This is a genomic window from Micromonospora sp. NPDC004540 (assembly GCF_040610095.1).
GTDB lineage: Bacteria > Actinomycetota > Actinomycetes > Mycobacteriales > Micromonosporaceae > Micromonospora.
The window spans coordinates 23344-35630 of the sequence record NZ_JBEXLR010000040.1 but is presented as its reverse complement, the minus strand read 5'-3'; the positions used below and the strand labels follow the sequence as shown (position 1 = coordinate 35630).

The window sequence follows — 12287 nt, the reverse complement described above, 5'->3', positions numbered from 1 at the left end:
CTACGAACTTGATGACGTGAACGGATCAGCCCCGGCGGGTGGTCGCTTCAGCCTTTCGACGTGATGTTGTCGACGGGTCAGCGCGGTTCGCGGGTGCGGGACGCCTGTCCGCGCCTCGCTGGCCACCGCAAGACCCGGGCTGAGTCGTTAAGGACATCAAGTTCGTAGCGGGTCTGGAGGATGGCTCGGGCCCGGCGGGTTCCCTCCGGGGCCTTTCGAGCTGACGTCGTCGACGACTCGGCGCGGCAGGCGGGCGAGTCGAGGCTTGAGTCGTCGTTCATGACATCAGGTCGGTAGCGGGTCCGGAGCTCATGCCCGGGGCGCGGTCGGCGGCCCGGGTGCCCGCGTTCGGGCTCGCGCCGGCTCGCCGAGGTGGCGGTGACGCACGTCCGGGATGCGCCAGGTCGGCGACGTGGTGGCGGGTTGCCGGTGTCCGGACAGGGGGAGGGGCCGGACGCACCCCTCACACGTCCGGCCCCTCTATGCACGATGCCCCGCCGCCACCCCTCGACCGACAGGGCATCGGCCGCTCCCGTCGTCGCGCCTGACCAGCGCTCCGACATCAGACTCAACGACGCCCCCAACAGGGGGTTACGCCCGTTCCCCAACATCCCCCGGACGGCTGACGGCCCGCCTCGCGGGCACGGTGGAAGGGCCGGTTTCCGGGGACCTCGCGGCGCGGGCGCGGGTCGTATCGTGTGCCTGCCCGGACCGCGTCCCGCGGTCGACGAACCCCGTCGGGAGCCCGCCGTGACCCAGCCGCCGTACCCGCAGCCCGACCCCGCCGGCGGCCGGCCCTCGCCGCCCCCGGGATGGCCGCCGCCGCAGCACCCGGGCGCGCCGGGGCAGGGATGGCCCGCGCAACAGGCCGGCTCCGGGTGGCCCGCGCCGCAGCAGCCCGGTTGGCCCGCGCCCCAGCAGCATGGCGGTCCGTACCAGCAGCCCGCGCCGGGCTGGCCGGCCGGCCCGCAGGCGTATTACCCCGGGCCGGTCCAGCCGGCGCCGGCGGCGCCGACCGCGAAGCGGATTCCGGAGGACCTGCCGTTCGTGGTCCGGCCGAGCCTGGGCAAGCGGGCGCTGACGCTCGGGCTGGTGACGCTGGTGATCGGCCTGGTGATCGCCTGCCCGATCGGCCTGGCCGCGTCGTCCGGGGACGGCGGCGCCGGGGTGCTCTTCATCATCCCGGTGGTGATGCTCCTCTTCGCCGTGCCGGTCGGCCTCCAACTCTGGCTGGTCTCCTCCGGCGGCCCGGTGCTCGCGCTCGGGCCGGCCGGGTTGTGGATCAAGACGCGGCCGACCCGGGGGCAGGCGATCTGGCTGCCGTGGGAGACGGTCGAGCGGATCTACCTGCGGCGCTGGGGGCTGGAGAAGATGCTCTGCGTGAAGCCGCGCGACCCGCGGGTCGGCAGCGGGCTGGGCGCGTTCACCGCGCTCGACTCCGGGATGCAGCAGGCCTTCTTCGGCACCGGCTTCACCGCCACGGTCAACCACGCCGACCGGAGCGAGGACGAGATCATGCGCGCCGTGGTCGGGTACGCGGCCGGGCGCTGCCGGATCGGCTGAGCCCGGGCGCGACACAGAGGCGGCTGTGCATTACCGCACACCGTGCACCCGCTCGGTTGCCGCTGGTTCCCATCTCGTTAGGCTGCGGCAAATGGCCTGTCTCATCTGATGACAGGCGTCAAACTGATTTTCCAACGCTGGTGGCGGCGCGAGGGCGCGCCGCGGAGACGGGACGGGACGCGCAATCGTGGACCTGTACGAGTACCAGGGGCGGGACCTGTTCGAGCGGCACGGGTTGCCCGTGCTCGCCGGCGGCGTCGCCACTACCCCGGAGGAGGCCCGCGCGATCGCCGAGCGCCTCGGCGGCCGGGTTGTCGTCAAGGCGCAGGTGAAGGTCGGCGGCCGCGGCAAGGCCGGCGGCGTGAAGCTGGCCGAGGGCGCGGAGGAGACGGTGGCCCGGGCCACCGACATCCTCGGCATGGACATCAAGGGTCACACGGTCCACAGGGTCATGATCACCGTGACCGCGGACGTGGCCGAGGAGTACTACTTCTCGTACCTGCTCGACCGGGCGAACCGCACCTTCCTCTGCATCGCCAGCGTGGCCGGCGGCATGGACATCGAGCAGGTCGCCGCCGACACCCCCGAGAAGGTCGTCAAGGCCCCGATCGACGCCAACACCGGCGTGGACGAGGCGAAGGCGCGCGAGATCGTGAGCGCGGCCGGCTTCCCGGCCGAGGTCGCCGACCAGGTGGTCGAGGTCGCGGTCAAGCTGTGGCAGGCGTTCGTCGCCGAGGACGCCACGCTGGTCGAGGTGAACCCGCTGGCCACGACCAAGGACGGCAAGCTGCTGCTGCTGGACGCCAAGGTCACCCTGGACGAGAACGCCGCGTTCCGGCACCCGGACCACGAGGCCCTGGTCGACCAGGCGTCGGTGGACCCGCTGGAGCAGGCCGCCAAGGAGAAGGACCTCAACTACGTCAAGCTCGACGGCGAGGTCGGCATCATCGGCAACGGCGCGGGCCTGGTCATGTCCACGCTTGACGTGGTCGCGTACGCCGGTGAGCGGCACGGCGGCGTCAAGCCGGCCAACTTCCTCGACATCGGCGGCGGCGCGAGCGCCGAGGTGATGGCGAACGGCCTGGAGATCGTCCTCTCCGACCCGTCGGTGAAGAGCGTCTTCGTCAACGTCTTCGGCGGCATCACCGCGTGCGACGCGGTCGCCAACGGCATCGTGCAGGCGCTGGCGCTGCTCGAGCAGCGCGGCGAGAAGGCCACCAAGCCGCTCGTCGTCCGCCTCGACGGCAACAACGCCGAGGCCGGTCGGGCGATCCTCGACGGCGCGAACAACCCGCTGATCCAGCGGGTCGACACCATGGACGGCGCGGCCGAGCGGGCCGCCGAGCTGGCAGCTGCGGGGGTCTGACAATGGCTATCTGGCTGACCAAGGACTCCAAGGTCATCGTGCAGGGGATGACCGGTTCCGAGGGTTCCAAGCACACCCGGCGGATGCTCGCCGCCGGCACCAACGTCGTCGGCGGCGTCAACCCGCGCAAGGCGGGCCAGAAGGTCGACTTCGACGGCACCGAGCTGCCGGTCTTCGCGTCCGTCGCGGACGCCATGAAGGAGACCGGGGCGGACGTCACGGTCATCTTCGTGCCGCCGCAGTTCACCAAGGCCGCGGTGGTCGAGGCGATCGACGCCGGCATCGACCTGGCCGTGGTGATCACCGAGGGCGTGCCGGTGCACGACACCGCCGCGTTCTGGGCGTACAACGTGGCCAAGGGCGAGCGGACCCGGATCATCGGCCCGAACTGCCCGGGCATCGCCTCGCCGGGCGCCTCCAACGCCGGCATCATCCCGGCCGACATCACCGGCTCCGGCCGGATCGGCCTGGTCAGCAAGAGCGGCACGCTGACCTACCAGATGATGTACGAGCTGCGCGACATCGGCTTCTCCACCTGCGTCGGCATCGGCGGTGACCCGATCATCGGCACCACCCACATCGACGCCCTGGCCGCCTTCGAGGCGGACCCGGAGACCGACGCGATCGTCATGATCGGTGAGATCGGCGGCGACGCCGAGGAGCGGGCGGCCGAGTTCATCAAGGCCAACGTCACCAAGCCGGTGGTCGGCTACATCGCCGGCTTCACCGCCCCGCCCGGCAAGACCATGGGCCACGCCGGCGCGATCATCTCCGGCTCGGCGGGCACCGCCGACGCCAAGAAGGCGGCGCTGGAGGCGGTCGGCGTGAAGGTCGGCAAGACCCCGACCGAGACCGCCAAGCTGATGCGGGAGATCATGTCCGGCCGCTGAGCGGTCCCGTGACGTGCCGAGGGGGTCGACCGGGTCCGGTCGGCCCCCTCACGCTTCCTACCGGTACCAGTAGGGGGAGTAGTAGTTGCCCCGGGCCCGGATGATGGCGCTGGCGATGAGGTTGATGACGCCGAACGCGATGGCCAACCAACCGAGCAGCGGTGACTTGCCGAAGCGCTTCGCGTCCCGGATCGACAGGTAGCCGAAGACGATGCCCAGGATGCCGCAGCAGAGCAGGCCGGTGATGATCCCCAGGATGCCCCAGAGGGTGGTCCGGTCCCGGCCGGCGGCCGGTGGCGGCGGGGGCGGCGGATACGGAGCGTTCACGGCTTCCTCCGAGCGGTCGGTGCCGCGACACGAAAGGTCGCGTCCTGGGCCGAGGCTAAACCGGTTGGGGACCGTCGAGCCGGTGGATCAGGGAACTCGCCGTGGCCCCGGAGCGGTATCGGACTGCCGTCGCCCGCGCGGCATGCCAGAGTAGAGCCGATGTCACGCGTCACCCCTGACCAGCCCCGCCGCCCCGCCGCCGAGGTCGCCGCCGGCGCCCGGCCGACCGGCCGTGCCGGGCCGGCGCCGCGGGTGCCCGCGCCCCGGTCGGGGGAGCCGCCGCGCGGCCGGGCCCCGCTGCCCGTCGCCGCCGGGGTGGCGGCCCTCTGGGCCGCCGTGACCTCCTGGCTTCCGGTCACCGTGGTGCTCGGCCTGGCCCAGCTCAGCGAGGACGCCGGCTCGCTGCCCGGTGCGCTCCGCGCCGGCCTGGTCGGCTGGCTGCTCGGCCACGGCGTGCCGCTGGAGACCGCCGCCGGGCCGCTCGGCCTGGCGCCGCTCGCCCTGACCGCGCTCGCCGTCTGGCGGCTCACCCGGGCCGGGGTGCACGTCTGCCGGGCCGTCGGCGCGCGGGGCAACCGCTCGCCCCGGCAGGCGCTCACCGTCGCGGTCGCGGTCGGCATCGGGTACGCGCTGCTCGGCGCCCTCGCCGCGATCGCGGTCGGCGCGGGCGGGCTGCGGGTGTCCCCGGTTCGGGCCGGGCTGACCTTCGCGCTCCTCGCCGGGCTCGCCGCCCTGGTCGGCGCGCTGCGGACCACCGGCGTCTGGGTCCTGCTGGCCCGCCGTTCCTCGGGGGTGCTGCGCGACGGGGTGCGCACCGGGCTGGTCGCCGTCCTGCTGCTGCTCGGCGCGGGCGCCGGGGCGGCCGGGCTGGCCGTGGCGACCGGGGGCGGCGACGCGGCCGACATGATCGGGGCCTACCGGACCGGGGTGGCCGGCCAGGCGGGCATCACCCTGGTCAGCCTCGCCTACGCGCCGAACGCCACCGTCTGGTCGGCCAGTTACCTGCTCGGGCCCGGGTTCGCCATCGGCACCGACACCGCCGTGCGGACCAGCGAGGTCTCGGTGGGCGCGCTGCCGGCCGTGCCGTTGCTGGCCGGCCTGCCGCGCGGTCCGGTGGACGGGCCGGGCGCCGCGCTGCTCGCGGTGCCGGTGCTGGCCGCGATGGCGGCCGGCTGGCTGCTGGCCCGCCGGCTGCTGCGGGTCGCGGCCGAGGACCGCGCGCCGGTCGGGTGGTCGGCGCTGCTGGTCCCGGCGGCTCTCGCCGGCCCGGTCGCCGGGGTGCTGCTCGGCCTGGCCGCGGCGGCCTCCGGTGGCCCGCTCGGCGGCGGCCGGCTGGCCGAGATCGGCCCGGCGCCCTGGTCGGTGGCGGGGGTGGCCACCCTGGTGGTGGCCGTCGGCGCACTCCTCGGCGCCGCCGCCGGGCGCACCCTCACCCGCACCCCGGCCCCGCCGCGTCCCACCGCCCCACCGCCGCGCCGCGCCGAGCACTGACCGGCGCTGGAGACGGCGAAGGGGGCGGCCGGCGATGCCGGACGCCCCCTCGTGGAGCCGGTTTCAGGAACCGAGGTTGCTCAGGTTGATCGCGGCGCCGGCGATCGCGTTGATGATGCCGATGACCACACCGATGCCGCCGCAGATGAGGGCCGCCTTGGCCTGGCCCGCGTTGTTCGCCTCGCCCGTCTGGACCTTCTTCTGGCCCAGGAAGCCGAGCACGACGCCGGCGATGCCGGCCGGGATGCCGATGATCGGGCAGCAGAGGCCGAGCACGATCGAGGCGATACCGGCGATCATGCCGATCAGGCCGAGCGTGTTGTTCTGGCCGCCGCCGGTCGGGTAGCCGGCCGGCGGGTACTGGGGCGCGGCGCCGTACGGCTGCTGCTGCTGCGCGTAGGGGTCCTGGCCGTAGGGCTGGCCGGAGGTCGGCTGGCCGTACGGCTGGCCCGAGGTCGGCTGCTGCCCGTACTGCGGGGCCTGCGGCGGCTGGGCGTACGGGTCCTGCCCGTACGGCTGGCCCGAGGTGGGCTGCTGGCCGTACTGCGGGGGCTGCGGCTGCTGGCCGTACGGGTTGTACTGCGGGGAGGTCGGGTCCTGGTTCGGCTGCTGGCCGTAGGGGTCCTGACCTGGGTAACCGGGCTGCATTGCGGAGCGCTCCTCAAGCTGGGGGGTCAACGGTCCATGGTCGGGTTGTTGCCGCTCATCATTCCGCCCGGACACCGGGACGCCCGCGGCACACGGGCCCGGGACCAAGGTCACGATGCCGACGCCGGGCCGGGCGTACGCACGGCACCGGGCGACGGCAGCGTATCGTGCCGGCGCCACGAGGGAGATCACCCGAGGCTGGCCCGCCCGAGCGTCGGACGCCCCTTCCGGCCCGATAGGGTTGCCGCGTGACCGAGCCCGCGTCCGTCGCCCGCCTCGTCGTCCTCGTCTCCGGCTCCGGCAGCAACCTCCAGGCGCTGCTGGACGCCAGCGTCGACCCCGCGTACGGCGCGAAGGTGGTCGCCGTCGGCGCCGACCGGGACGGGATCGTCGGGCTCGACCGGGCCGCCGGGGCCGGTGTGCCGACCTTCGTGGACCGGCTGAAGGACCACCCGAGCCGCGAGGACTGGGACCGGGCGCTCACCGCGCACGTCGCGGAGCACAAGCCCGACCTGGTCATCAGCGCCGGCTTCCTCAAGCTGGTCGGTCCGCACTTCCTGGCCGCGTTCGGCGACCGCTACCTGAACACGCACAACACCCTGCTGCCGGCGTTCCCCGGCATCCACGGCCCCCGGGACGCGCTGGCGTACGGCGTGAAGGTCACCGGGGCCACGCTGTTCTTCGTCGACGCCGGGATGGACACCGGCCCTATCGTCGCCCAGGTCGCCGTGCCGGTGCTGGACGACGACGACGAGGAGACGCTCACCGAGCGCATCAAGTCCGCCGAGCGGCGCCAGCTCGTCGAGCAGGTCGGTCGGCTGGTCCGTGAAGGTTGGACGATCACCGGTAGAAAGGTCACCGTTCCATGAGCGAGCGCCAGCGAGCGAATCAGCGGTACAGCGCCGTGGTGGCTCAGGCCGGCACCGAGCGAAGCGAGGGGGCGGCATGAGTGCCACTGAGGACGTCCGCCGCCCGATCAGGCGGGCGCTGGTCAGCGTCTACGACAAGAGCGGCCTGGTCGAGCTGGCCCAGGCCCTGCACGAGGCCGGCGTGGAGATCGTCTCGACCGGCAGCACCGCGTCGACGATCTCCGGCGCGGGCGTGCCGGTGACCCCGGTCGAGCAGGTGACCGGCTTCCCGGAGATCCTCGACGGCCGGGTGAAGACCCTGCACCCGAAGATCCACGGTGGCCTTCTCGCCGACCTGCGCAAGGACACGCACGCCGCCCAGCTCGACGAGCACGGCATCGCCGGCATCGACCTGCTGGTCTCCAACCTCTACCCGTTCCAGGCCACCGTCGCCTCCGGCGCGAGCCAGGACGAGTGCGTCGAGCAGATCGACATCGGCGGTCCGGCGATGGTCCGGGCCGCGGCCAAGAACCACGCCTCGGTGGCCGTGGTGACCGACCCGGCGACGTACCCGGCGCTGCGGGCCGCGCTCGCCGAGGGCGGCTTCACCCTGGCCCAGCGGCGGGCCCTCGCGGCCCGCGCATTCGCCGACATCGCCGACTACGACGTGGCCGTCGCCGAGTGGTTCGCCCGGGACCTGGCGCCGGCCGCCGACGGGTGGCCGGCGTTCGCCGGGCTGGCGCTGCGCCGCCAGGCGGTGCTGCGCTACGGCGAGAACCCGCACCAGGCGGCCGCCCTCTACGCCGACCCGGCCAGCCCGGCCGGCCTGGCGCAGGCGGAGCAGCTGCACGGCAAGGAGATGTCCTACAACAACTACGTCGACGCCGACGCCGCCTGGCGGGCCGCGAACGACTTCCCCGAGCAGCCGGCGGTGGCGATCATCAAGCACGCCAACCCGTGCGGCATCGCGGTCGGGGCGGACGTGGCCGAGGCGCACCGCCGGGCGCACGCCTGCGACCCGGTGTCCGCGTACGGCGGGGTGATCGCGGTCAACCGGCCGGTGACCGTGGAGCTGGCCCGGCAGGTCGCGGAGATCTTCACCGAGGTGCTGGTGGCGCCCGGCTTCGACGAGGGCGCTCTGGAGATCCTCCGGGGGAAGAAGAACATCCGCCTGCTGCGGGCCCCGGCCTTCGACCCGCTGCCGGCCGAGTGGCGCCAGGTCACCGGTGGGGTGCTGGTGCAGCTGCGGGACCGGATCGACGCCGCCGGCGACGACCCGGCGAACTGGACGCTGGCCACCGGCGAGGCGGCCGACGAGGCCACCCTCCGCGACCTGGCGTTCGCCTGGCGGGCGGTCCGCGCGGTGAAGAGCAACGCCATCCTGCTGGCCCGGGAGGGCGCCACCGTCGGCGTCGGGATGGGCCAGGTCAACCGGGTCGACTCGGCGCAGCTCGCGGTGAGCCGGGCCGGCGCCGAGCGGGTCCGCGGCTCGGTCTGCGCCTCGGACGCATTTTTCCCGTTCGCCGACGGCCCGAAGATCCTCATCGAGGCCGGCGTCCGGGCGATCGTCCAGCCCGGCGGCTCGATCCGCGACGAGGAGACCATCGCCGCCTGCAAGGAGGCCGGCGTGACCATGTACCTCACCGGCACCCGGCACTTCTTCCACTGATCTCCGACCCGGAACAGGGGCGCGGCCGACCGGCCGCGCCCCTGTTTCATGTGTTGCCCGCCCCGGTCCGGGCGATGTCACGAGTGGACGGCTGACCAGCCGGAAGGACGACCCTCCACCATTGCCGGGTTGTGAAAGTTGTTGCTAGCGTTGTCGCGCAGCAAGCGATCGACCCTCCCCGTTCTCCGCTCGATTCGCTCCCGCCCGCGGCCGTCGCGCCGCCCGCTCGAGCGGTCTCCCCCTCGGACAGGTTTGCCCATGCGCGCGTTCGACCGGTTGAGCACCGTCGTCGTCGCGTTGGCGTTCGTCCTGGCCGGCCTGGGCGCGCCCGCCTGCGCGGAGAGCCATCAGCCCGGCGCGGTGGTCACCGCCGCGCACGCCGGCGACCACCGGGCCGCCGCCGCGCTCCACGCGCCCGGCGACGCCCCGCCCGAGCTGCGGACGGCGTTCTCCGGCGGACCCTGCGGTGACCACCGCGCCGGCGTCACCGCCGGCGACGGACCGGACGACGTCCTCCCGGCCGCGCCGCCGCGGATCGGCGGCACGCCCGGCCGGGTGGCCGCCGCGATCCGTTGCCGCCAGCCGGCCCTCCTGTTGCCGCCGCGCGGCACCCTGGCCACCCGCGGCCCACCCGCTTCCGCCTGACCCTGCCCGCGCCGCCCGCCGGACGTGACCCGAGGTCCGTCCGGGCGTTCCGCCGGCCCAGGGTCCCCCTCGGACGGTGTCCGTCCGACCACCGTCAGGCGCCGTCGCGCGCCACCCGTCCATGGTCTTCCGTCCCGGGCCGCCGGGCCCGGTACCCCCTCGAATCCGGGAGGATTCACATGTCCACATTCCGCTGGCGCAAGCCGGCGACAATCGCGGGCGCGCTGGTGCTCACCGCCGCGCTCGGTGGCGTCATCGCCACCAACCACGAGGTGCAGGAGAAGCTCGGCCTGGCCGAGGAGCCCGGCGCCAACATGCCCTGGCATCCCAGGGAGTTCATGGAGATGGCGGCCGGCGAGGAGTCGGAGGAGGCCGGCGAGGAGGCCTTCGAGGCCCGCACCATCGCCGAGCAGTTCGCCCAGGCCCGCTACGCCCCGGGCATCGTCGCGCCGGGGGCGTACACCAACGCGCTGAGCCAGCTCAACGCGCTGCCCGCCACCAAGGGCCGCTGGCACGAGGTCACCAACCTCAGGTACGACGGCGACGACCCTCGCTACCGCGACTACGCGTCCAACTCTTCCGGGGGCGCCGGCCTCGTCACCGGCCGGATCACCGGCCTCGCGTCGGACAACAGCGGCCACGTGTACGCGGCCGGCGCGGACGGCGGCGTGTGGCGTTCCTCGATCGGCGGCGGGAGCTGGACGCCGATCACGGACGCGCTGCCCACCCTGTCCAGCGGCGATGTCGTGCTGGCCGCCGACGGTTCGCTCTGGTACGCCAGCGGCGAGGGGAACACCGGCGGCACCTCGTACGTCGGCGCCGGCGTCTACCGGTTGGCCGACCCGAAGTCCGGCGCGTTCGCACCGACCGACCGGGTCGGCGGGACCGAGCTGGAGAGCACGGTCATCAACAAGCTGCGCTTCTTCGACGGCAAGGTCTGGGTCGCCACCAACCGGGGCCTGTTCTCGCACGCGATGGGCAGCTCCTCGGGCGCCTGGAAGCTGGAGTTCGCGCCGAACCCGAGCTACCTGCCGGGCGGGGCGAACGCGGGTGACGCGAACGCCGCGTACAAGAACATCGTCAACGACGTGGCCCAGGACCCGCGCAACCCGAAGCACGCGGTGGTCGCCTCGGCCTGGCGCTCCGGTGACACCTACAACGGCTTCTACGAGACCGCCGACTACACCGCGGGCGGCTGGACGAAGGTCAACCCGACCGGCGCCATGCCGGCCGACGACATCGGCTACGTGACGTTCGCCTTCTCCGCCGACGGCGGCAAGCTGTACGCGATCAACCAGTCGCCGAAGCTGCTCAACAAGCCGGCCGGCAACGTGAACAGCTACCTGGACGGCATCTACGTCTCCAACACCGGCAACCCGGCCGGCCCCTGGAACAAGATCGCCGACTCGTCGAAGCTGGGCAACTCCGGCTCGGCCCTCAAACAGACCGTGATGGGCAAGGGCTACGGCCCGGGCATCCAGGCCTGGTACAACCAGTTCCTTGCGGTGGACCCGGCCAACCCGAACCACGTCTGGGCGGGCCTGGAAGAGGTCTACGAGTCGACCGACGCCGGTGCCAACTGGAAGACCGTCGGCCCGTACTGGAACTTCAACTTCTCCTGCTGGAACATCCACGACGCGCAGAACACCTGCAGCAAGACCACCCACTCCGACCAGCACTCGGTGGCCGTGGGCAACGGCTTCGTCTATGTCGGTAACGACGGCGGCGTCTACCGGCGGCCGATCAACGGAAAGACCGACAAGGACGGGCACGCCACCGACTGGCAGAGCCTCAACGACGGCACCATCGACGCGCTCCAGTACTACTCGGTGGCACTGGGCAAGGACCCGGCCAGGGCCGGCACCATCGTCTCCGGCGGTCTGCAGGACAACGGCACCTCGATCCTGCGCCCCGGCGACACCGTGATGGGCTCGCACTTCGGCGGTGACGGCGGCGACTCCCAGGCCGACCCGGCGAACGGCTGCCGGCAGGTCCAGGAGTACACCAACCTGGCCATGCGGGTGACCGAGAACTGCAACGCCAACACCGGCTCGGGCACGCAGGCGGACTCCACCTCGCGCGACATCCAGCCGTACACCAACGCGCCCGGCGACGAGTTGGCCCGGTTCATCGCGCCGTTCGCCCCGGACGATCACGACGCGAACGTCTGGGTCGCCGGTGGCCAGCACGTCTGGGTCAACACCAAGGGCTACTCGATCAAGGACGGCAAGGGCTGGACGAACGTGTTCGACCTGGGCGCCGGCCACACCGCCACCTCGGTGGCGGTCTCCGGCGGCACGGCGTACGTCGGTTGGTGCGGCCCGTGCAACAACGCCGGCTTCGCCCGGGGCCTCGCGGTCGGCAAGGTCACCGACCCGGCGAGCTGGCACCAGGTCACCCTGCCGGGTGACTTCCCGAACCGGTTCCTCCAGGGCGTCGGGATCGACCCGGCGAACCCGTCGCACGCCTTCCTCGCGGTGAACGGGTTCTCCCGCCGGTTCACCGAGGGGCCGGGCGCCGGCGTCGGCCACGTCTTCGAGACCACCGACGCGGGCGCGACCTGGAAGGACGTCTCGGCGAACCTGCCGGACGTGCCGGCCAGCTCGATCAAGGAGCTGTCCAGCGGCGCGCTGGTGCTCGCCACCGACCTGGCCACGTTCTACCGCGCCCCCGGCGCCACCGGCTGGCAGCGGCTCGGCGCCGGCCTGCCGCTGACCGTCGGCATGGACGTCGAGTACGACGCGGCCGACAACTCGGTCTACGTCGCGACCCACGGCCGCGGCATCTGGGCGTTCCCCCTCGCCCAGCTCTGACCGGGCACCCCGTGCGGAGGCCCCGTC

The 12287-nt window shown here is 73.3% G+C and carries 10 protein-coding genes; 8 read left to right on the top strand and 2 right to left on the bottom strand.

What is annotated here, in order from left to right; translation table 11 throughout:
• Positions 1-750 precede the first annotated feature (750 nt).
• The 3 genes from ABZV78_RS15815 (at position 751) to sucD (ending at position 3819) form a co-directional block, all read left to right on the top strand.
• Positions 751-1563 (top strand): hypothetical protein, encoded by an 813-nt coding sequence (locus ABZV78_RS15815; RefSeq protein ID WP_355639112.1) that lies wholly within the window; start codon positions 751-753, stop codon positions 1561-1563.
• A 187-nt stretch (positions 1564-1750) separates the two neighbouring features.
• Positions 1751-2929 carry an ADP-forming succinate--CoA ligase subunit beta gene (gene sucC / locus ABZV78_RS15810; RefSeq protein WP_355639110.1) on the top strand — a complete coding sequence of 393 codons (1179 nt, stop codon included), beginning with the start codon at positions 1751-1753 and terminating at the stop codon, positions 2927-2929.
• 2 nt (positions 2930-2931) lie between these two features.
• On the top strand, positions 2932-3819 hold the full coding sequence (gene sucD, locus ABZV78_RS15805; RefSeq protein WP_091262595.1) for a succinate--CoA ligase subunit alpha: 888 nt from the start codon (positions 2932-2934) through the stop codon (positions 3817-3819).
• A gap of 57 nt (positions 3820-3876) precedes the next feature.
• Here the strand turns inward: sucD and ABZV78_RS15800 are convergent, their stop codons facing one another.
• Entirely contained in the window at positions 3877-4146 is a 270-nt protein-coding gene (locus ABZV78_RS15800) for a DUF4190 domain-containing protein (protein ID WP_355639109.1), read from the bottom strand.
• A gap of 159 nt (positions 4147-4305) precedes the next feature.
• On the opposite strand from ABZV78_RS15800, the gene ABZV78_RS15795 reads away from it, so the two are divergent.
• Entirely contained in the window at positions 4306-5637 is a 1332-nt protein-coding gene (locus ABZV78_RS15795; RefSeq protein ID WP_355639107.1) for a DUF6350 family protein, read from the top strand.
• Positions 5638-5700: 63 nt separating this feature from the next.
• Here the strand turns inward: ABZV78_RS15795 and ABZV78_RS15790 are convergent, their stop codons facing one another.
• A complete protein-coding gene (locus ABZV78_RS15790) occupies positions 5701-6315 on the bottom strand; it encodes a hypothetical protein (protein WP_355639105.1) in 615 nt (204 codons plus the stop codon).
• A gap of 218 nt (positions 6316-6533) precedes the next feature.
• Between ABZV78_RS15790 and purN the strand changes: the two genes are divergently transcribed.
• From purN to ABZV78_RS15770, 4 genes are all read left to right on the top strand, one after another.
• Complete coding sequence (gene purN, locus ABZV78_RS15785) at positions 6534-7154, top strand: phosphoribosylglycinamide formyltransferase (protein ID WP_355639103.1); 621 nt, start codon at positions 6534-6536, stop codon at positions 7152-7154.
• 76 nt (positions 7155-7230) lie between these two features.
• Entirely contained in the window at positions 7231-8802 is a 1572-nt protein-coding gene (gene purH, locus ABZV78_RS15780; RefSeq protein ID WP_355639101.1) for a bifunctional phosphoribosylaminoimidazolecarboxamide formyltransferase/IMP cyclohydrolase, read from the top strand.
• 258 nt (positions 8803-9060) lie between these two features.
• Positions 9061-9447 carry a hypothetical protein gene (locus ABZV78_RS15775; protein WP_355639100.1) on the top strand — a complete coding sequence of 129 codons (387 nt, stop codon included), beginning with the start codon at positions 9061-9063 and terminating at the stop codon, positions 9445-9447.
• A 179-nt stretch (positions 9448-9626) separates the two neighbouring features.
• Positions 9627-12260, top strand: a complete 2634-nt coding sequence (locus tag ABZV78_RS15770) for a glycosyl hydrolase (RefSeq protein WP_355639099.1) — start codon at positions 9627-9629, stop codon at positions 12258-12260.
• The last annotated feature ends 27 nt before the right edge of the window (positions 12261-12287 follow it).